This is a genomic window from Alteromonas portus, from assembly GCF_005117025.1.
Classification (GTDB): Bacteria; Pseudomonadota; Gammaproteobacteria; order Enterobacterales; family Alteromonadaceae; genus Alteromonas; species Alteromonas portus.
Map to the genome: position 1 here is coordinate 46,674 of NZ_SWCO01000008.1, position 21,832 is coordinate 68,505.

A 21,832-nucleotide genomic window follows, 5' to 3' on the forward strand; every position below is an offset into this window, starting at 1 on the left:
GCTTTACGCTCCTACAAAAAAGGCTGCATAAATGCAGCCTTTCGTCTTATTTCTTCAGATGATGTAAACTACAGAGAGCCTTCCAACTCTGGTAGTACATCAAATAAGTCACCTACTAACCCGTAGTCAGCAACCTGGAAGATTGGCGCTTCTTCATCTTTGTTGATAGCAACAATGACTTTAGAATCTTTCATACCTGCAAGGTGCTGAATAGCGCCCGAGATACCTACAGCAATATATAGCTGAGGCGCAACAATTTTACCTGTTTGACCTACCTGCATATCATTCGGAACGAACCCAGCATCTACTGCGGCGCGTGAGGCACCAATAGCAGCACCTAGCTTGTCAGCAATGCCCTCAAGAAGCTTGAAGTTGTCACCGTTTTGCATACCACGGCCACCTGAAATTACCACTTCTGCTGCAGTTAATTCAGGTCGCTCAGACTCAGTCAGCTCTGCCGATACGAAATCAGACTTATCACTGCCTTTTACAACGTCCACTGCTGCAACTTCTGCGCTACCGCCTGTTGAAGCTGCATCGAACGATGCGGCACGAACTGTAATTACCTTCTTCGCATCAGATGATTGAACAGTAGCAATGGCATTACCTGCATAGATTGGACGAACAAAGGTATCTTCGCTTTCTACGCCGATAATGTCAGAGATTTGCGCTACATCTAATAATGCCGCTACGCGAGGCATGAAGTTCTTACCTGTCGTGGTTGCAGCAGCAACAACATGGCTGTAGTCGCCAGCAAGCTCTACTACTAGGTCAGCCGTATTCTCAGCAAGCTGGTTTTTATAAACCGCATTGTCAGCAACAAGTACTTTTGCTACGCCTTCAATTTGCGCTGCAGCTTCAGCAACTGCTTGGCAACCTTCACCTGCAACTAATACGTGAATATCTCCACCCATTTTTTGTGCGGCGTTCACAAGCTTGTGCGTTTCCGTCTTTAAGCTTGCATTGTCGTGTTCTGCATATACGAGTACGCTCATGAGATCACCTTTGCTTCATTTTTCAACTTGTCTACCAACTCAGCAACGTCTGCTACTTTAATGCCACCCTCGCGCTGAGGTGGAGGCGTCACTTTAAGTACCTTAACATTTGATTCTAGTGAAACACCAAAATCAGCTGCCGCTTTAACATCTAGCGGTTTACGCTTTGCTTTCATAATATTAGGAAGTGACGCGTAACGTGGCTCGTTTAGGCGTAGGTCGGTAGTCACCACTGCTGGAAGCGAAAGTGCTACTGTTTGAAGGCCGCCGTCGATTTCACGAGTTACATTTACTTTTTCACCGTCCACAACCACTTCAGAGGCAAAAGTCCCCTGAGGCATGCCAGTAAGTGCGGCAAGCATTTGTCCTGTTTGATTATTGTCAGAGTCGATACTCTGCTTACCAAGGATAACTAATTGAGGTTGCTCTTCTTCCACAACTTTTGATAACAGCTTAGCCACTTGAAGCGAATCAAGGTTTTGGTCGGTATCAATTTGGATACCTCGGTCAGCACCTAGGGCGAGTGCTGTACGAATTTGTTCTTGGCAGCTTTTATCACCAATTGAAACCACTACGATTTCAGTTGCCACACCTTTCTCTTTTAGTCGAACAGCCTCTTCAACCGCAATTTCACAAAAAGGGTTAATCGCCATTTTCGCGTTAGTAAGATCAACGCCTGATTCATCGGCTTTCACTCTTACCTTAACGTTGTAGTCGATCGCGCGTTTGACCGGTACGAGTATTTTCATATTTACCTCAATTGTTGAGTTCGTCGGTGTCTATTACGTTTCATTAATAATTAACTATTAATAATTAAAAACGTATTACTTCACCACGCTTTTTGAAACTTTAACAATGTTTCTACGTTAAAAAAGAATCTGTGGAACGTACGTTTTTTAAAGGCTAGCCTTAAAACGACGTTAACACCACGTTTACGAGCAGTTATAATGCACTACCAGTTAACGTTAACGTAAACTGCTTTGCAATGTACTTACTGTTGACGTAAACGTCAACCTGCATTACCTTGCAAAACGACAATTAATTTACATGTTTTTGACACAAAGCATTATTTGTTTCATCAATAGTGCACTATAAAAATACAAACATAAGGAGCCTCCCGTGGAACGAGAATCGATGGAGTTTGACGTAGTCATCGTCGGTGCCGGCCCAGCTGGATTATCAACTGCTTGTAAGCTTATGCAGCTTGCAAATGAAAAAGACCAAGAGCTAATGGTTTGCGTGGTCGAAAAAGGCTCCGAAGTAGGCGCACATATTCTTTCCGGCGCCGTATTCGAGCCGCGCTCGCTTAATGAACTGTTTCCAGATTGGAAAGAGAAAGGCGCACCACTTAATACACCAGTTACTGAAGACCACATTTACTTACTTAATGATGAAACTTCAGCGAAAAAACTACCTAACGGCATTACACCAAAAACCATGCATAACGATGGTAACTATATTGTGTCTATGGGTAACGTTAGCCGTTGGCTAGCTGAACAAGCTGAACAGCTAGGCGTTGAGGTGTTCCCCGGCTTTGCAGCTTCTGAGGTTATTTATAATGAAGATGGTAGTGTTGGCGGTGTGCTTACCGGCGACATGGGGGTGGGTGAAGACGGAGAGCCAAAAGACGGCTACATGCCGGGCATGGAACTACGTGCTAAATACACTGTTTTTGCAGAAGGCTGTCGCGGACATCTAGGCAAAGAGCTAATTTCTCATTTTAAGCTAGATGAAGACAGCTCACCGCAGCATTACGCCATTGGCTTTAAAGAAATTTGGGATATTGACCCGGCTAAACATCAGCCAGGTTTAGTAGTACATAGCGCAGGCTGGCCGCTTGACGATGCTACCGGCGGTAGTTACTTATATCATGCCGAAGATAACCAGGTTTTTGTAGGCTTAATCGTTGACCTTAATTACGATAACCCATATCTGAGCCCGTTTGACGAATTCCAACGCTTGAAACACCACCCTGTGTTTAAACAGTACCTTGAAGGCGGTAAACGTGTATCTTATGGCGCACGTGCAATTGCAAAAGGTGGGTTTAACTCTTTACCTAAAATGACTTTCCCAGGTGGCTTACTGGTAGGCTGTGAAGCAGGCACATTGAATTTTGCTAAAATCAAGGGTAACCACACAGCTATGAAGTCAGGCATGCTTGCGGCTGAAAGTATATTTGAGGCCCTATCTGAAAATGCAGAGACTCCAACTAAAGAGCTAACAAGTTTTACTGAGAAATTTAAGTCTTCGTGGTTATATGATGAGTTATTCCGCTCTCGTAATTTCGGCCCTGCTATTCATAAACTCGGCAATTTCTGGGGTGGTGCTTTCAATACGCTAGAGCAAAATATCTTTAACGGTAATTTATTCTTTACCATGAAAGACGAACACAAAGATTATGCACAGCTTAAGGAAGCAAAAGACGCGAAAGAAATTTCTTATCCAAAGCCGGACGGTGTACTTAGCTTTGATAAATTATCTTCTGTATTTTTGTCGAATACGAATCACGAGGAAGATCAGCCTTGTCACTTAAAATTAAAAGACCCTTCTATTCCTTTACAGGTTAATTTGCCGAAATTTGCAGAACCCGCACAGCGTTACTGCCCGGCTGGCGTGTATGAAGTAATTGAAGAGCAAGGTGAAAAGCGGTTCCAAATTAATGCACAAAATTGTGTTCACTGTAAAACGTGTGACATTAAAGATCCGAGCCAGAATATTAAGTGGGTTGTACCAGAAGGTGCTGGTGGTCCAAATTACCCAAATATGTAATTTACAGTAATTATTGGTTATTTAACTGATATTTTTTAAAAGCGAGCTTAGCTCGCTTTTTTTTTGTGCTACTTTTAATTATCATCCCCTTGAAATTAAGTACAACGTATTAAGGTTAATTAATGAACGAATTTATAGATATTTTAACCCATGGAAGACGTTTACAAGGTGCAGTTAAGGAATTGAGCATTGAAGAACTTGAACAAGTTCAGGAAAAACTTAGCGGCATTATAGAAAAAAGAAAAGAAAAACAGTTAGAACAAGAAAAGCTAGAGAAAGAAAAATTAGAGAAGCTAGCGGCAATTAAAAAGCAAATGGAAGAAGCGGGTCTTAACGTAGAAGACTTACAAGCGTTAAGTACAGATACCAATAAAAAAGTAGGTAAAAAGCGCCCTATTAAATTTAAGCTTGTTGATAGCAACGGTGAAGAGCACCTATGGACCGGTATTGGTCGCATGCCACGTGTATATAAAGAGGCGCTAGATAGCGGTAAATCTTTAGACGATTACGCTATTAATTAATTTAGCAGTTTAATAATAAGATAAGGTCTGTATTTACAGGCCTTATTTTGTTTTATAGCAAATTCAACAACACCATAGCGCTATTTCATTGGAAAAGTAAATTGTGAAGTTAAACTACAAACTTTCGAAATGTAATTCTACGTTTCCTTGGCTTATTTTAATTCATGGCCTTTTTGGCAATGCTGATAACTTGGCCGGCATTAAACGTTATTTTGAGTCTAACTTTAATATTGTTAGCGTTGACCTGCCAGACCACGGTGAGTCGCCTTGGACTTCGTCATTTTCTATGTCAGATGCTGCAGAAGCGATATTTGACATTATGCAATCATTAAATATAGAAAAGACCGCGGTTTTAGGTCACTCCCTTGGTGGTAAAGTGGCAATGAAGCTTGCGTTGAATCATGGTGACAAAATATCTCATTTAATTGTCGCAGACATTGCCCCTGTCAGTTATGACCATAGCCATCAAGCTGTATTTGACGGGCTTAACGCTGTCCCTTTGAACAGTATTCAAAGCAGGAAAGATGCGGAAAAGGAAATGGCCGCACACGTCAAAGAGCCGGGCGTTCGACAGTTTCTATTAAAGAGCCTTTATCAAGATGAGAGCGGAGCATGGAAGTGGCGATTTAATGTAGCTGGCCTTATTGCAAGTTATTCGCACATTATTGATTGGGAACAAACAAATCAAACCTTTGATGGCGTAACCTTGTTTATTAAGGGTAGCGAATCTGACTACATCACTCCGGCTTATCGCAACGACATTACTCGTTACTTCCCTAAGGCAAAAGCACATATAATTGAAGGAACGGGGCACTGGTTACACGCTGAAAAGCCAGGGGCATTTAATGCCATTGTAGAAAGAACGCTCAATAAAACGGCCTGATGATAGATATTTCTCACTCAATGAGATGAGAATGACTATTATTACATATTTTTGAACGTTTTAGGCTCTTACAGGCGTATATACTGTGATATAGTTGCGCCAGATTTTTTTAAGTAACAACACTATGCTTGCAGAAAATTACGAACTCATTGAGTCCATCATGCTGTATGGCGGCCTATCTATCCTTTTTGGGTTAATGGGTTTTGCTGTGCACGATGTATTGCGTAAGAACGATGTTCCACTTATTGGACGAGTGGTAACGTACGGTGTGCTTGGTTTAGGCGCACTGGGATTTCTTGCGAAAGGCATTATTGAATGGTTTTGGCTAAGCACAGGCGTTTAATTAGTAACGATTAATAGAGGTTAGATATGGCAAGCGTTGGCCTATTTTTCGGAAGTGACACGGGTAACACCGAACATGTTGCGAAAATGATCCAGAAGGAATTGGGTAAACAGCTAATTGATGTAAAAGACATTGCCAAAAGCAGTAAAGAAGACATCGCTGAATTTGATTTGCTTATCTTTGGTATCCCTACGTGGTACTACGGCGAAGCACAATGCGACTGGGATGACTTCTTCCCTGAACTTGAGCAAATTGATTTCAACGACAAGCTAGTTGCCATTTTTGGTTGTGGTGACCAAGAAGACTACGCGGAATACTTCTTAGACGCGATGGGCATGGTGCGTGACATCGTGGAAGCAAAAGGCGCTATCTTAGTGGGTCAGTGGTCTACTGATGGCTATGACTTTGAAGCGTCTAAAGGCATGGCTGACGACAATCACTTTGTAGGTCTGGGTATCGACGAAGACCGTCAGCCAGAACTAACAGACTCTCGCGTAAAAGCTTGGTGTAAGCAAATTCACGACGAGCTATGCTTGGCTGAGCTTGCGTAGATAAAGCGTATAGTCAGAAAATAAAAAACCGCTCTTTAGAGAGCGGTTTTTTGTTAGTAAGTGTCTAATAATCCAACGTTAATTATCGCTGTTCAATTACCTCTACAAGTGAAAGCGCTCTACAGCTTTTCTTAAGGTTTCGGTTTGGGCGTCTAGCATCATGGTAGACTCATTCGACTGTCTTGTACTTTGAGCGCTTGAGTCTGCCAGTGCAACTATTCGATTTAGGCTTGTCGCCACATCACCTAACAACACGTCTTGTTGCTCTGTGTCTTCAACAATGTGTTCATTAATATCGCTCAATCGCTCAATAATTTCGCGGATGCTATTTACTTGCTCAGACACTTGCTGAGTTATCACTACCCCTTCCTGAGCTTGCTCGCGACCCGCATTGATAGCCTTTACAGCTTGTGCTGCATCTTTTTGTAGATTGCCAATCATCTGCTCAATTTCTTCTGTAGAGTCATGTGTACGGTTGGCCAGAGTTCGAACTTCGTCTGCAACAACAGCGAATCCCCTCCCCTGTTCGCCGGCCCTCGCCGCTTCAATTGCGGCGTTTAGTGCCAACAAATTAGTCTGCTCTGCAATGGTTTTTATAACGTCTAAAATACTGCCGATACTACGCGAATTGTCGTCCAAACGGCCGATGACTTGGGCTGATGACTCGGCCTGTTTAGCTTGGTTGCTTACTTGCTCACTGCTTTTTTGTACAAGGTGACCTATATCGGTGCTTTGTTTAGTAATGGTACGTAGCGCATCCATCGCTTCATTAATTTGAGCAAGGTTGCTTCGGCTCTTGTCTTGGACATTTTGGGTATTAGTGGAGGTAACGGTAACTTGCTCTCGTTGTTTATCTACCTCAGACAAACTTTTATTACCAAGTTCTACACTTTCTTTAGTAATCTCAATCAAACGCTTCTCTTGCTCAAGAATATTACCCACTAATTCTCGTAAGCTGTCTGTTAAACTGTTCACTTTGGCTGAAAGCGCGGAGAATTCATCATTGCCTTCTTCAGGTAATTTAGTGCTGAGATCGCCTTGACTTAACAAGCTTAACCCCTTGTTAATTCTACCAAGCGGTTTTGAAATACTTCGAGTAACAATGACAGCGAGAAATATAGCTGTAGTAAGGCCTAACACGGCAACAATCATGTTTCGAAGCAAATTTTCTTGCACAGATTCAAGAATGGCATTTTGCCCCTCTAGTGACTGTGCTTGAACCGTATCAAACAGCGTATTGATGTCAGTAAGCGCAGTTTGTAATGCTTGGTTTGCCCGTTTTTGCGCTTGTGCCGCGTTATCTACTTCAGACAATTTTTGGCGTTGCAGCGCAATTAAACCGTTTGTGCCGTTAACTGCGTCTATTAATAAATCGTATTGCGCATTAAAGGCCTCAATAGTGCCACCATCATCCACCCCTGTTGCCAATCGATTTACATAATCCTTGTCTACCTGCAAATTACTTAACTGGTACTCGAGATCTTCAATAATACTTGCACTTTGCGTGGCGTCATTGGATTCAGCTAGCTCAATAAATGAATCGTTCATTGTTAGCAGCTTGTTGTCGATGGCGGTACCTGCACCGATAAGTGTTTCTATGCTTGGATTATTACCATCTAAATAAGACAGGTCGAGCATTAGTGCGCTCGCTTCATCAGCAGTCATCAGGACTTTTTCAAGTTGTGCCGTAAGCGCTTTTTCTACATTCATCCTTTCATCGATTGCTGAATACATTTCAATACTGTCGCTGACATATGCCAGGCTCACTTCAACGGCATTTTTAGCTATCGAGTTATTGGGCATAAGCGACTTTAGTCGCGCAAGATCATCGGAAAAGGTAGAGGATAGCGAGTTGAATGTTTGCTTGTTGGCGTCGAGTTCATCTCTATTTTCTACATGATAACCGTTAGCGGTTATCACCGACAAAGATAAGATTTCTGTTTTAACCTTTACCATGCTGGTCTGCACCGGCATTTTTTGCTCTACCACATCTTGCGCAGAATCTTTAATACCACTAAGACCAAAATAAGAAAGAATACTAGTAAGTAACAATAAGCAGCCGAATAAGCCGAAGCCTAACGTAATTTTATTTATAATTGTTAACCGCATGGGCACTTCCACTAAAAAACATGCCAAAACCACAATAAAAGAAAGTAACTCTTTAAGTTTAGTTTAACAGGATGTTAATTCAATACATCAAAAGTTTTATTTATTTTGCTTATTTGTTAGATAAATCGAGTACTTACATTCTGGTCAGGCCACATAGCACGAGGCCTGCGTCTAAATAGAAAATTTTTCGATATTTTCTTCTTGGGCAAAATTTCGGCGAGAAAACGAAGTTTCCACGGTTTTGCTTTTAAATTGTTTCAACTTACCTATAATAACCACCAAATACTTTTTCACTCGTTCTTAGTAGGCTGAAATGGATCAAAATAAAGAATTGAAAAAAGCAGGGCTTAAAGTCACTCTGCCTCGCCTTAAAATTTTACAAATTCTGCAAGAGCCAGAAAACCAACATATCAGCGCTGAAGACGTTTATAAGATCCTTATCGAACAGGGTGAAGAGATCGGTCTTGCTACTGTCTATCGCGTATTAAACCAATTTGACGATGCAGGGATTCTAAATCGCCACCATTTCGAAGGTGGAAAATCTGTTTTTGAAATCAGCCATAAAGATCACCACGACCACCTTGTGTGTTTAAAGTGTGGCAAAGTGATTGAGTTTGAAGACGAAATTATCGAAGAACGCCAAGAGATGATTGCAAAGCAACACAAGATGAAGCTTACGCATCACAGCCTTTACCTATACGGTGAATGTACAGACGGTAACTGCGACAACGCTCCTGATTAAAAAAGCAATTTTTGTTTAACAAAAGGCCCGCTTAGTTAAGCGGGCCTTTTCTTTATTAAGCACTAAATTTGTATGCGTGATAAGCCTTAATTGCTTCTTCCCAAACCGGACCTACTTCGCCAGCACCAATTGGTTTGCCGTCTACTTCAACGACCGGTGCCACCTCTTTGCTCGAAGAAGTTAACCATACTTCATCTGCATTTAGCAATTCATCTTTACTAAACCAAGTTTCAGTTACCACTAAGTCAGCTTCTTTAAATGCTTCAATGGCAATGGCACGTGTAATACCAGGAAGCAGTTCATGATTTAATGGCGGCGTATAAATACACCCGTCTTTCACCATAAATACGTTGCACGAACTTGCCTCGGTTATCATGCCTTCATTGTTGTACAAAATAGTCTCGTTAACACCAGCATCCACACCTGCTTGATAATGCATGACATTGCCAAGCAAAGAAGTGGATTTAATATGGCAGCGTTGCCATCTTTTATCTTGCTGAAGCGCAACTTTGAAAGGCTTTGCATCCGCTTTTGTAGTGGGCTGAGGCGGTGCTATTTCAAAGGCGAAGCCAAATACTGTAGGCGCTATATTCTTGGGGTATGCATGAAAACGCTTTGTATCGGTGCCTCGACTCACATGGAAATAAACGCCTATATTTCCACTTTCAATAAATGCTCTGTTTTTCTCAACCAAGCTAGACAAAATGTCTTGCCATTCATCTGCTGTATAAGGGTTGGCGATTTCAATGGCTTTAAGGCCTTGTGACATACGGGAAGTGTGGCCATTGAAACCTACCGCTTTGCCAGTATAGGTGGGAATAACTTCATAAATACCATCACCAAAAAGAAAGCCTCTGTCCATCGGAGAAATCTTTGCCTCAGAAAGAGGCATATACTCACCGTTTAAAAACGCAATTGTCACAATATTTCTCCTTGTAATCGGCGACGCCGGCTTGTCATCAGTAGCCAGTCTGCCCTTGCTTCTTCTTCATGTTGAAAAACAAAATTCACTTTTTCGCCAGGCATAGCTTGAGCCAAGCGACTTATATCGCAGGGGCTTACACAACCAAGTTTTGGATAGCCCCCCAGTGTTTGCCTGTCGCGCATCATTACAATAGGCTGTCCATCACCGGGAACTTGAATAGCGCCTAAATGAATTGCTTCAGAGCGCATATTTTCTATATCGGCGGTGACCGGTTCACCAGTAAGCCTAAACCCCATGCGATCGATAGCTGAAGAAACCGTATAGCTACTCGTTTCAAAGGTACGCATGGCTACAGTACTAAAACTCGAAAACTGATACCCTGGAATAACGCGAATAGACTCTAAGAATCCATAGTCATCGATATGTTGCTGAGGGAGTGTGCGCATTTTAGCGCTGTCTTGGTTTCTAGTGTTAGCTAAAACCTCTATGCAGTCTCCCTCTTTTAACACGCTTCCCTTGTTATCTAGCCCGCCTAACTGTTCACGAACCACGGTACAAGCACTGCCCACAGCTTTCGGAACCTGCCAGTTTCCACCAACCGCTAAATAAGCTTTGCAACCAAGTGATGTACTACCAAACGTAATAGTTGCACCTGCCGGTACTTTTTGACTTTGGTATGTTGTTTTTGCGTTTCCATCTATATCAAGCGAGGGATTCCTGCCAGTTACCGCAATTATACAATCTTCATCGACCCGTAATCGCATTTCACCAATGGCTTCAATGCATGGCGTGCCATCTAAATTGAAGGCAAGAAAATTGGCCCAGTCATAGGCGTTACTATCCATAGGACCAGATTCACAAAAACCATCCCGTTGTCGCCCTACCCGTCCGTTATCAATGATAAGGCTAAACAGTCCTTTACTGAGTACTTCAATTCTCATCGTTCAACCTGCAATCCTGCTCTATATTCCTGTTCAGTAACTGAAACAAACCTAACCTCATCACCTGCTTTTAAACGGGCTTCACTTTGCTCTTTTTTATGAATGAGCATGTCGAATGCCGTAAGCCCCAATAGATTCCATCCTCCAGGCGATTCACTGGGGTAAACGGCAGTTTGCCTGTCAGCGATTGCGACCGCACCTTTGGGGACTCGTTTGCGCGGTGTTCCTAGTCGCGCACATTTGAGCGCTTCTGGAATATCGCCCATATAGGCAAAGCCCGGAGAAAACCCCACTGCGTATACTTTATAAGTCGTGCTTGTGTGCAATTCGATAACTTCTTCAATAGACAGTGACGTTTTTTTACTCACTACACTCAAATCACTTGCATTAGGTGCACCGTACCAAACGGGAATATCAATCACTGCGCTACTTTCGTTTCCTTTTGCTTGTGAAGAGTCTGACTGCTGGTATATGTCTTCAGTACTTAAGTTGCTTAGGGCACGGTACACACCGTGGCTATCAATTAATGTCATGTCAAAAACAATTAATAAACTGTCGTAGGACGGCACACATTCACGCAGCCAAGCCCACGAATTGCTTCCCTTTTTGCTATCTATCGCTGCCAGCATGTGATGACAAGCGTTATTTGCGTCATCCAGGTTTGTGCCATCAAAATACAAAATAATGGCGTCTGCACTTGCTGTAACTATTCGCTTAATGCGACCGAAAGCTTGCATCTGCTGTCCTTGTTGTCTTAACGGCCATAACTATTGCTATTGAGCGCTAGATAATAGGTATCTAACACCTGGTACAACAAAGGTTGATAGCCTTTTATATTGTTCTTTTAAATTGTGTTTTTAATGAGGCAAATTTATAGAAATGTTCTGATTTTTTTTGCAATACTCACCGCCCCTTTAGTATCACCATGTACACACAGAGAATCCGCTTCTATTGCAAGTGTTGCTCCCGAAGCTGTGGTTACCGTACCCGACGATATAAGTTGTTTAGCTTGAAGTAGTGCGTCGCTCTCGCTTAATACGGCACCTTCAAGTAAGCGGGATTGTAGCAAACCTTCATCGGTATAACGCCTGTCTGAAAATGCTTCAAAATACAACGGCAGTCCCCACTCTTGCGCAGCGTCTTTAAGCGCCGCATTGTGCGAAGTAGCCTGCACCATTAACGCAAGGGGCGAATCTGAATGCTGCGTATTTATTTCAGCGATGCTTTGCATGACTGTGCGCATGACTGCAGTATCTTTCATCATGTCGTTGTAAAGCGCACCATGAGGTTTCACATAGCTCACTTTAGCTCCGCAAATTTTTGCCATCCCACTTAACGCGCTTACTTGATATTGAATCATAGCGCTAAGTTCATCGGCAGCAATCGCCATACTTCTGCGGCCAAAGCCCTGTAAGTCTGGATAGGCTGGATGTGCTCCTATGACCACGTCATGTTGTTTAGCTGACAGAATAGCCTGCTTCATGACTAATGGATCACCCGCATGAAAACCACATGCAATGTTGGCCTGATCAATTTCTGCCATAATGGCCGATTCCACCGGCATAGACCATGCGCCAAAACTCTCACCTAAATCGCAATTTAACTTCATAATGGTTTAGCTCTTACGTTCATTCCAGTATCATGTTACCTGTTCTTTTTAAAAAGTCAGTGCTGATGATAAATATTGGAAAAATTAATACATTACGCGTCGTAGCCCAATACCCTTTTGGCTACGCTTTAGCGCCACTTGTCGAAAACAACGACGAAAACGACTGCGTAATAGAAATAGATGATGCTGAAGAGCTGCAAACTGTGACCCTTGCGATTGACGAAGTAGAAACTTCGCTTACCGAAGGCCAGCAGGTAGATGTATTTGTAGCCACAGATCAGCGCGGCGATCTTTATGCCACCATGAAGAAACCTTTGATTCAAGTTGGTGAAACTAAAGTACTTAAAGCAGTATCTGCCACTAACTTTGGTGCATTTTTCGATTGGGGCTTAGACAACGACCTTTTAGTGCCTAACGACTTCCAAGCTCAACCTGTTAATCCAGGTATGTACTATGTTGTTCACACCTTTTTTGATGATAAAACTCAGCGTATTTTAGGTGCTACCAAGCTCCACTATTTTCTAAAGGAAAGTAGCGCCTACCTCAACGAGGGCGACACAGTGCAATGCTTGGTTTATGCCAAAACTGATTTAGGTTTTAAGGTAGTTATCAATGAAAAAAGCTTAGGTCTTATTTTCCATAGCGATGCCTTTAAGCCGCTTAAAGTCGGGCAAGCTACTGAAGGGGTAATTAAAACCATTCGTGACGACGGCAAAGTGGATGTAGCCCTTCAGCGCATAGACAAAGGTGGCCGTGATGCACTTCAACAAGCCATTTTGGATGATTTGGAAGCCCACGGTGGGATTTCTACGCTAACAGATAAGAGTGCGCCAGAAGCCATTTACTCTCATTTTAACGTGAGTAAGGCGGCGTATAAAAAAGCGTTAGGGGCGCTATATAAGCAAAAGAAAATCACGCTTAGCCCAGATGCAGTTCGCCTTAACAAATAAACGCACATGTTACAGCTGCATTGAAGCGCTAAACTAGCCTGTCTTGCAGCTTCCTTTTTTTATTCTTATGACATTAGGACAAACAATGAAAGCACGTGTTTCTTGGGACCAAGATTTAACGTTTACCGGTACAACAGACAGTGGATATAAAACGGTAATGGACGGCAGCGGTAAGGCCGTGTCACCAATGGAATCAGTACTATTAGCAGTTGGTGCGTGTTCAAGTATTGACGTGGTAGACATTCTTAAAAAAGGCCGCTTTAACATTGAAGCCTGTAATTGTGAGTTGGAAGCTGAACGCGCTGAAGAGCCGCCTCGAGTATTTACTAAAATTCACGCGCATTACACGGTGTCAGGCGAAGGCATTAGTGAAAAGGCCCTTGCTCGTGCTGTGCAGCTTTCTGCAGAAAAATACTGTTCCGTCATGCTAATGCTAACGGGAAATGTAGAGATCACTACAAGCTATACTTTGGTTTAATAAACTATAGTAGAAACAACCTCTTTTTAGTGATTCTCGCTAAGCATTAGTATAAAAAGCCAACCGTTTAGGTTGGCTTTTTCGTAGACACCGTTTGTTACAATCGTAAGCCCATGAAATATAAAACAATTAACATTAGTTAACATCTTTGGCATATTAGCTGCTGTATGTGGTCATTATTATATAACGACAATTACGTTAGGGTTATTGACCATGGAAACTACAACGCGCAGCAACACCTCTTTTGCACCAATACGTTCTTTATTACCGTTTTCGCCAACATCACTCAAATTACTTGTTGGAAGCGGTATTGTTGCCCTCACTCTCTCGATGACAGCATGTTCCGATGCCGATGCTGTTAACGACCAAGCCAATACCACTGAAGTCGAAGAAACCGTTTTTGCTATTCCCGTTGAAACCCAAACCATTGTTACCGGCGACATTACGTCTACTTACGATACAACCGCTATTTTAGAAGCTCGTGAAGAGGCATTTGTGGTTGCGCGAGCATCTGGAATTATCGAAGAAATCTTCGTAGAAGAAGGTGATTATGTTGAAAAAGGCCAGGTACTGGCACAGCTTGATAAGCGCCGCTACGAGCTGAACTTATCAAAAGCACAGGCTGATTTAGCTGGTATTGAAAGCGAACTAGAAAAGGTCAACAAAGTCTATTCTAAAAAGCTTATCAGCGATGACACTTACGACAAGCTCACTTCGCAATTTGAATCAGCAAAAGCATCTGTACGCTTGGCTGAACTTGATTTGAAAGAAGCAACGATCACGGCACCAATTGATGGATACATTGCAGAAAGGAATGCCAAGGTAGGTAACCTGACTGAATCGTTCCAACGGGAGAGAATGTTTCATATCGTTCAGCAGCGCAATCTGCAAGGCATTGTGTATTTACCCGAAAACGAGCTGCCTAACGTGGTCATTGGGCAAGGCGCTAAGTTGACAGTTGCGGCCTTAGGCGACAGAACGATTACAGCCAACGTAGAGCGTATTAGCCCGGTTATCGACGCGACCACCGGCACGTTCAAAGTAACGTTAAAAGTACCTAACGAAGATAACAAACTAAAAGCCGGCATGTTTACCGATGTATCGCTTGAATATGCTACCCATGCAAACGCTACATTATTACCCCGCAGAGCGCTGGTTACCATCGATAACAACCACAGCGTGTTCGTTGTCGATAATGGCAAAGTTAAAAAAGTTGATATTTCTACTGGCTTTGAAAACAACGAAGTAATCGAAGTTACCCATGGTTTAAGCGGCAATGAAGAAGTGGTTACTGCAGGCCACCAAAATTTGAAAGACAGCGCCCCTGTTGAAGTAGTAAACAGCTAATTCGGCCCAACAAGGAATTCACACAATGCGTATTGTAGATATTGCTGTAAAGCGCCCTGTTGCCGTTAGTATGTTCACTTTTGCGGTATTGCTCTTTGGTATGATGTCGTTAGGCAGACTGTCGGTTAACCTACTGCCTGACTTATCTTACCCTACTCTCACCATTCGCACCGACTACGACGGTGCAGCGCCAGGCGAAGTCGAACAACTGGTTTCAAAGCCCATTGAAGAAGCCATTGGTGTAGTGAAAGGTGTACGTAAAGTCACGTCCACATCGCGAGCAGGACAGTCTGACGTGGTGCTTTCGTTTGCATGGGGTACTGACATGGATTTCGCGAGTTTAGAAGTACGCGAAAAACTTGATGTATTGCAGCTTCCCCTTGATATAGAAAAGCCAAGACTCCTTCGTTTTAACCCAAGTCTAGACCCGGTAATTAAACTGGGGCTGACGGCACAAAGCGATACGTCAAGTTTAAGCGTAGCGCAAATGAAGCGATTACGTTTATATGCCGAACAGCAAGTAAAACGAGCGCTAGAGTCAGTAGAGGGTGTGGCAGCCGTGCGTGTTGGCGGTGGTTTAGAAAACGAGATTCACATTCTTATCGACCAGCAGAAAGCCAGTCAACTGTCTATTCCCATTACCCGCATTGTTGACCGGGTAAGTGCTGAAAACATCAACGCGGCGGGCGGTCGAATTGATAACGCAGCCCAGGCGTTTTTGGTCAGAACCTTAAATCAGTTTGAAACACTTAGCGATATCGAAAACCTCTTCATTGGGCGTTTTGAAGGCAGAAACATTCAACTTAAAGACGTGGCTACAGTTGAAAGTGCCTATAAAGATCGTGATGTGGTAACGCGCTTTAACGGCAATGAAGGTATTGAAATTGCCATTTATAAAGAAGGCGATGCTAACGCCGTTAACGTTGCGCAAAAAGTGGCTAGCCGGTTAAATGAGGTCAACAACAACCTGCCTTCAACCTACACGCTTAGCGAAATTTATGACCAAAGCGTGTTCATTAAGCAAGCTATAGATAACGTGAAATCAGCGGCAGTGATGGGCGGTATTTTAGCTATGTTAGTGCTGTATCTCTTTCTTAAAGACTTCTGGGCTACCGTTATTATCTCGGTTTCTATTCCGGTATCAGTAATTGCTACCTTCAACTTGATGTATGCCAACGACATAAGCTTAAACATGATGAGCTTAGGTGGAATCGCACTTGCTGTTGGCTTGTTAGTAGACAACAGCATTGTTGTGCTTGAAAACATAGACCGTCACAAAAAGTTAAAAACGGCTGGAAGTGACAACGCTACAGCTAATGAAAACTCAAGAGCTGAAAACACTAAAGCAGAGGATTCCGCCGCCAGTGAAGGCACAAAAGAAGTCTCTGGCGCAATTGTGGCTTCGACACTGACCACTATGGCCGTGTTTGTGCCGCTAATATTTGTAGAAGGTATTGCAGGTCAGCTGTTTAAAGACCAAGCGTTGACCGTGTCGTTCGCTTTAGCAGCATCGCTTGTTGTTGCGCTCACACTTATCCCTGCAATGGCACATAAGAAGAAAAAGCAACAGCTTGATCACGAAGATGTGTTCACTACACCAGCGCCTCCCCCTCCTACGTCAACGTTTGGCAAAGTTATGTATTACATTACCCTGCCTATTCGTTGGGTATTCAGACTTATCTTTGTATTTTTACCTGCGGCTTTGGTCACCTTGGTGATAGGTGCATGGCATATCTTCAGCAAATTACTGAGCGTTGCCTTTAAACCACTTATTTGGGTATTTAATAAAGCGTTTGACCTTCTCGCTTCTGCCTATGAAAAACTGCTACGTATAAGCCTTCGCGCAAAAGCGCTGGTACTAGCCATTGCCTTTGTACTTGCGGCGGGCGCGGTGTTGCTGATACCGAGATTGGGCATGGAACTTATCCCAACCCTATCACAAGGAGAATTCTCGGTAGAAGTGTCCCTTCCTGCGGGTTCGCCACTAGCGCGTACTGACGCTATTATCAGCGAGCTTGCTGCGGTTGCAGTAAATAACAATGATGGCGGCGAAACCAAGGTGCTTCGCACGTATGCCATGTCTGGTACGGGTAGCCTTATAAGCGCCGCGCCTAATCAGGGTGGCGATCATTGGGGCCGCTTAAACATTGTCATGCAGCCTACGGCGACGGCTAACGATATGGACGCGGTAAAGCGTGCCCTTCGCGATCATTTAGCGTTTAAACCTCAGGTTCAGGCAACGTTTTCAGAGCCAGAGCTATTTAGTTTTGCATCGCCTATTCAAATTGAAATTGCGGGTTACGACCTTAATCAACTACAGCAGTATGGCGACGCCATTGCTACCAAGCTAGCCAGTTTTAATAATTTTGCAGACGTAACGACCAGCATTCGTGACGGAAACCCAGAGCTTAAAATAGCCTTCCATCACGCCAAACTTGCTCGCCTTGAGCTTGACGCATCAACCGTTTCTCAGCTTATTGCAGCCAAAGTAGGTGGCCGTGTCGCTACACAGTACAGTGTTGAAGACAGAAAGGTGGATGTGCTGGTAAGAACGCAAGAAAACCAGCGAGATGACATCGCCAGCGTGCGCGCCATTGTTGTTAACCCAGGCTCTGCACAACCTATTCCATTAAGTGCCGTGGCAGACGTATACATGAGTGTAGGTCCTAGCGAGATCACCCGCGTTGGACAGCAGCGTGTAGCGCTGGTATCTGCGAATTTAGCCAAAGGTAAGCTTGATGAAGCAGTTGCCGTTGCTAATAAAGTTATCGATGAAACCCAACTTCCTCTGTCATTAAGTGCAACAGTAACCGGGCAAAGTGAAGACATGCAAAGCAGCTTCCGTTCACTACAGTTTGCCCTAGCACTTGCCGTGTTTATGGTGTATTTGGTTATGGCGTCACAGTTTGAGTCGCTGCTGCACCCTCTGCTTATTTTGTTCGCAGTGCCGCTAGCCGGTGCAGGTTCTGTGTACGGGTTGTGGCTTACCAATACGCCGCTAAACGTGGTGGTATTTATCGGTTTGATTATGCTGTGCGGTATTGTAGTGAACAACGCTATTGTATTAGTTGACCGTATAAATCAGTTACGCCGTCAAGGAGTAGATAAAGACACCGCTATTCTAGATGCTGCAAAGACCCGCCTGCGCCCTATTGTGATGACTACACTTACTACGGTGTTGGGTCTATTGCCTATGGCGTTTGGTTTTGGTGAAGGTGCTGAAATTCGCACGCCAATGGCCATCACCGTTATTTACGGCCTTCTGTTTGCAAGCTTGCTCACCCTCATTTTACTGCCAGTGCTTTACAGCCTGTTCGACGTGAAGAAAAACGTTGCGCAGAAAACGTCTGTTAATACTAATGCGGGCTTTGGTGACGAAGCAGCAATGTCGAAAGGAGGTGTACTATGAGTACACCTTCTCACAACGCTAATAACAGTTCTGAAACCAATACTGACATGCGCCAAACACGTGACCCGAGTCAACGCGAGACAGACATAGCTTCACAGCCGCAGCTTTCAAAAATTGCAGGTATAGGCGCCTCGCTTGCACGCTTTGCGTTAAATAAGCCCGTTACCATCGGAATGCTGTTTTTATCTATGTTGCTGTTCGGCATTGTATCTGGCCGCTTATTACCTTTAGAGAAGTTCCCTGGGATTGATATTCCAGAAATGGTAGTGCAGATCCCCTACCCTGATGCAACGCCAGTTGAGATTGAAACCATGATCACCCGCCCCGTAGAAGAGGCCGTTGCTACCATGTCGGGGATAAAGCGATTAAGGGCACGTTCGTACGACAATATGGCTGAGGTCATTGTGGAATTCGATTGGGATGAGAACCTTAAAGCCAAAAGTATTGAAGCACGTGAAAAGATTGACGCTATTCGCCACGAACTCCCTGACGATATAGAGCGGATCATGGTGTATAAATTTAACACCAACGATATGCCTATATTCCAGCTGCGCGTATCGAGCGACCGCGACTTATCAAATGCTTACGATTTGCTTGAGCGTAACCTTAAGCGTCCGCTAGAGCGTGTTCCAGGTGTATCGAAAGTTGAGCTATATGGCACCATGAAGCGTCAAATTACTATTCGCTTAGATCCTAAGAAAATGGCGGCCTACCAAATAGACGGAACCCGTTTAGAGCAGCAGCTTCAAAACGCCAACTTCTCGCTAACTGCGGGCTATATGTACAACAACGGTGAAAAAGTTTTAGTTAACCCCACTGGCGAATTCACCGATGTAAACGACTTTAAAAACATGTGGGTTACTCGCAGCGTGCGCTTGTCTGATATTGCCAGCGTGACATACGAACTTCCTCAGCGCAACGAAGGGCGTCATTTAGATCGCACCTTTGCGGTAGGCTTTAACGTATTTCGCGAATCGGGCAGCAATCTTGTAGAAGTGTCCGACGCGGTAATGAAAGTTATCGAAAAAGCCAAGGAAGACCCTGAGTTTACAGGCATTAGTTTGTTTGTAATGGACGACACCGCGAAAAGCGTGACTTCGTCGCTGAGCGATTTGCTAAACGCTGGCCTTTTAGGTGCGTTGCTTTCAGTTATTGTGCTGTACTTATTCTTGCGTCAGTTAACCACAACCTTAATTGTAGTGCTGTCGGTGCCGTTCTCTATTTGTATAGCCTTGGGCGTAATGTATCTCTTGGGCTATACCCTTAATATTTTATCACTCATGGGCCTCATGCTAGCGGTAGGTATGCTGGTAGACAACGCCGTTGTGATCACCGAAAGCGTATTTCAAGAACGCCAACAAGAGGGAGACATTAAGCGAGCCACCCAGATTGGTGTAAACAAAGTCAGTCTTGCGGTCATTGCTGGAACTGCAACCACGGCAATAGTGTTTTTACCTAATATTATTGGGGTAAAAATAGACGTGACTATTTTCCTAGAGCACGTTGCTGTGGCTATCTGTATATCTCTGTTCGCGTCGCTTTTCATTGCTAAAACACTTATTCCCTTGCTGACAACTAAGGTAAAGATCCCTGTTGTAAAAACGCCTAAAACACCGTCCTACATAAAAGGCTATGGTCGTGCGCTTAACTGGATGTTAAAGCACCAGCTCATAACCTGCATTATCGCTTTATTTATTCTGGGATCGACTATTGTGCCCATGCAAGCGGTAACGTCTGACGATGAAGGTAACGACAATCAAGAGCGCATTTGGCTTAACTATCATGTAACGCAAAACTTCACCTTGGAGGAAGTGGAAAAAACCGTCGATAAAATGGAAGCTTACCTATATGAAAACCAAGAACGCTTTCACATTAAACAGGTGTATACCTATTTTACTGCCGGCCATGCAGTGAGCGGGATCACGCTTAATGACGAGTTGCCCGTAAGTGTGAGCAAAATTAAGGAGGATATTCGTGAAAACATGCCTTCATTTGTGCGTGCTCGCCCCTCTTTCCAGTGGGATAGCGGCAACGGTGGTGGCGTAAGAGTAATGCTGTTGGGTGAATCTTCAGAAACCTTGCTGAATATTTCAGAGCAGATCATTCCTATTCTTTCCACCATAGAAGGGCTGGAGGATGTAAAAGCCGACACGGGATCTACCCGCGACGAGGTTCAAATACGCATAGACAGAGAGAAAGCAAATCGCTTTGGCATACAAGTAAACGATGTGGCTAAACTTATCTCTACGGCACTACGCGGCAGTAATTTACGTACATTCCGCTATGGTGACGCCGGAGAAGTGGCGGTGCAGCTTAAGTTTGGCAGCGATATTCAAGCCTCGTTAAGCGAACTTAAGAACATCAATATTGGGTTTACGCAGGGTCAATCGGTAACGCTGAACATGATTGCCGATTTCTCTGTGGTGCCACAGCTTTCGCAAATTAACCGCAACTATCGTCAAACCGCGCTTGCTATTGGTGCAAATCTAGAGGGTGAAACCACCACCGAACAAGCTCGTGAACGCATAGAAAAAGCACTAGCTAATATCGAATTGCCTACAGGCTATAAGTGGACGCTAGACGGTAGCTTCTCTCGCCAGGATGAAGCCAATGCCGTAATGCAAATGAATATGCTGTTAGCGCTTTGCATGATATACGTTGTAATGGCTGCATTGTTTGAGTCGCTCATCCTTCCAACGTCTGTGATCACTTCGCTGTTATTTTCGTTCACTGGTGTGTTTTGGGCATTTATGGTGACGGGTACCTCAATGTCTATCATGGGAATGATTGGTATGCTGATATTGATGGGCATTGTGGTTAACAATGGCATTGTATTAGTAGACAGAATCAATCAGCTAATCAACGAAGGTTTATCGCTGTATGACGCAGTGATTGAGGGATGTATAACACGTATCAGGCCTATTCTGATGACAGTAGCCACCACGGTATTAGGGCTAATTCCACTAGCTATGGGAAGTACTCGAATTGGCGGCGACGGCCCTCCCTACTCGCCAATGGCGATAGCGATCATTGGTGGGCTGGTGTTCTCAACGCTAACCAGCTTGTTCTTAGTACCACTTGCTTACGTGTTGCTGCTAAAACTTAGGTTTAAAACGCAGCGTTTGTTTAAAACCAGTAAAGCGCGTGTAGCCACGTATATTAGAATCGCCAATTAAGGCGCATACTTTAAAAAAAGTAAGACAAAAAGCGGGTCTAGTTTTCACTTCTACGTCAACGTGATTGACGATGAGTGTAAGCTA

The 21,832-nt window shown here is 43.8% G+C and carries 18 protein-coding genes; 11 read left to right on the forward strand and 7 right to left on the reverse strand.

All coding sequences use genetic code 11. The features are described 5' to 3' along the window. Positions 1-68: 68 nt before the first annotated feature. Together E5672_RS13905 and E5672_RS13910 are read right to left on the reverse strand one after the other, a co-directional pair. A complete protein-coding gene (locus tag E5672_RS13905) occupies positions 69-995 on the reverse strand; it encodes an electron transfer flavoprotein subunit alpha/FixB family protein (protein ID WP_136782743.1) in 927 nt (308 codons plus the stop codon). Further along, entirely contained in the window at positions 992-1,744 is a 753-nt protein-coding gene (locus tag E5672_RS13910) for an electron transfer flavoprotein subunit beta/FixA family protein (RefSeq protein ID WP_014998609.1), read from the reverse strand. The genes E5672_RS13905 and E5672_RS13910 overlap by 4 nt, the downstream gene beginning before the upstream one ends. A 370-nt stretch (positions 1,745-2,114) precedes the next feature. On the opposite strand from E5672_RS13910, the gene E5672_RS13915 reads away from it, so the two are divergent. The 5 genes from E5672_RS13915 (at position 2,115) to fldA (ending at position 6,062) form a co-directional block, all read left to right on the forward strand. Next, complete coding sequence (locus E5672_RS13915) at positions 2,115-3,764, forward strand: electron transfer flavoprotein-ubiquinone oxidoreductase (protein ID WP_136782744.1); 1,650 nt, start codon at positions 2,115-2,117, stop codon at positions 3,762-3,764. 122 nt (positions 3,765-3,886) lie between these two features. Further along, positions 3,887-4,285, forward strand: coding sequence for an H-NS histone family protein (locus E5672_RS13920; RefSeq protein WP_136782745.1), 399 nt, complete (start codon positions 3,887-3,889; stop codon positions 4,283-4,285). A gap of 103 nt (positions 4,286-4,388) precedes the next feature. Next, positions 4,389-5,168 (forward strand): alpha/beta fold hydrolase, encoded by a 780-nt coding sequence (locus tag E5672_RS13925; RefSeq protein WP_136782746.1) that lies wholly within the window; start codon positions 4,389-4,391, stop codon positions 5,166-5,168. Between the two features lie 124 nt (positions 5,169-5,292). Further along, a complete protein-coding gene (locus E5672_RS13930; protein ID WP_012519093.1) occupies positions 5,293-5,511 on the forward strand; it encodes a DUF2788 domain-containing protein in 219 nt (72 codons plus the stop codon). Positions 5,512-5,537: 26 nt separating this feature from the next. After that, positions 5,538-6,062, forward strand: coding sequence for a flavodoxin FldA (gene fldA / locus E5672_RS13935; protein WP_136782747.1), 525 nt, complete (start codon positions 5,538-5,540; stop codon positions 6,060-6,062). A 102-nt stretch (positions 6,063-6,164) separates the two neighbouring features. On the opposite strand, the gene E5672_RS13940 is transcribed toward fldA, so the two are convergent. Continuing rightward, positions 6,165-8,171 carry a methyl-accepting chemotaxis protein gene (locus tag E5672_RS13940; RefSeq protein ID WP_136782748.1) on the reverse strand — a complete coding sequence of 669 codons (2,007 nt, stop codon included), beginning with the start codon at positions 8,169-8,171 and terminating at the stop codon, positions 6,165-6,167. A 313-nt stretch (positions 8,172-8,484) separates the two neighbouring features. Here E5672_RS13940 and fur point away from each other — a divergent pair, with 313 nt between their 5' ends. Next, positions 8,485-8,913 (forward strand): ferric iron uptake transcriptional regulator, encoded by a 429-nt coding sequence (fur, locus tag E5672_RS13945; RefSeq protein ID WP_136782749.1) that lies wholly within the window; start codon positions 8,485-8,487, stop codon positions 8,911-8,913. 55 nt (positions 8,914-8,968) lie between these two features. Here the strand turns inward: fur and E5672_RS13950 are convergent, their stop codons facing one another. From E5672_RS13950 to E5672_RS13965, 4 genes are all read right to left on the reverse strand, one after another. Beyond that, positions 8,969-9,835, reverse strand: coding sequence for a D-amino acid aminotransferase (locus tag E5672_RS13950; protein ID WP_136782750.1), 867 nt, complete (start codon positions 9,833-9,835; stop codon positions 8,969-8,971). After that, complete coding sequence (locus E5672_RS13955; RefSeq protein WP_136782751.1) at positions 9,832-10,779, reverse strand: 5-oxoprolinase subunit C family protein; 948 nt, start codon at positions 10,777-10,779, stop codon at positions 9,832-9,834. The genes E5672_RS13950 and E5672_RS13955 overlap by 4 nt, the downstream gene beginning before the upstream one ends. Next, entirely contained in the window at positions 10,776-11,516 is a 741-nt protein-coding gene (locus E5672_RS13960; RefSeq protein WP_136782752.1) for a 5-oxoprolinase subunit B family protein, read from the reverse strand. The genes E5672_RS13955 and E5672_RS13960 overlap by 4 nt, the downstream gene beginning before the upstream one ends. 134 nt (positions 11,517-11,650) lie before the next feature. Further along, the gene (locus E5672_RS13965; RefSeq protein WP_136782753.1) at positions 11,651-12,388 is read right to left on the reverse strand and encodes a 5-oxoprolinase subunit PxpA; all 738 of its coding nucleotides are present in this window, start codon (positions 12,386-12,388) and stop codon (positions 11,651-11,653) included. A gap of 65 nt (positions 12,389-12,453) precedes the next feature. Here E5672_RS13965 and E5672_RS13970 point away from each other — a divergent pair, with 65 nt between their 5' ends. From E5672_RS13970 to E5672_RS13990, 5 genes are all read left to right on the forward strand, one after another. Beyond that, a complete protein-coding gene (locus E5672_RS13970; protein WP_136782754.1) occupies positions 12,454-13,338 on the forward strand; it encodes a CvfB family protein in 885 nt (294 codons plus the stop codon). 85 nt (positions 13,339-13,423) lie between these two features. Continuing rightward, a complete protein-coding gene (locus tag E5672_RS13975) occupies positions 13,424-13,816 on the forward strand; it encodes an OsmC family protein (protein WP_014949747.1) in 393 nt (130 codons plus the stop codon). A gap of 213 nt (positions 13,817-14,029) precedes the next feature. Continuing rightward, positions 14,030-15,163: an efflux RND transporter periplasmic adaptor subunit gene (locus E5672_RS13980; RefSeq protein WP_136782755.1), complete on the forward strand. Its 1,134-nt coding sequence runs from the start codon at positions 14,030-14,032 to the stop codon at positions 15,161-15,163. Between the two features lie 25 nt (positions 15,164-15,188). Then, positions 15,189-18,572, forward strand: coding sequence for an efflux RND transporter permease subunit (locus E5672_RS13985; RefSeq protein ID WP_136782756.1), 3,384 nt, complete (start codon positions 15,189-15,191; stop codon positions 18,570-18,572). Further along, positions 18,569-21,748 carry an efflux RND transporter permease subunit gene (locus E5672_RS13990; RefSeq protein ID WP_136782757.1) on the forward strand — a complete coding sequence of 1,060 codons (3,180 nt, stop codon included), beginning with the start codon at positions 18,569-18,571 and terminating at the stop codon, positions 21,746-21,748. Before E5672_RS13985 ends, E5672_RS13990 begins: the two co-directional genes overlap by 4 nt. The last annotated feature ends 84 nt before the right edge of the window (positions 21,749-21,832 follow it).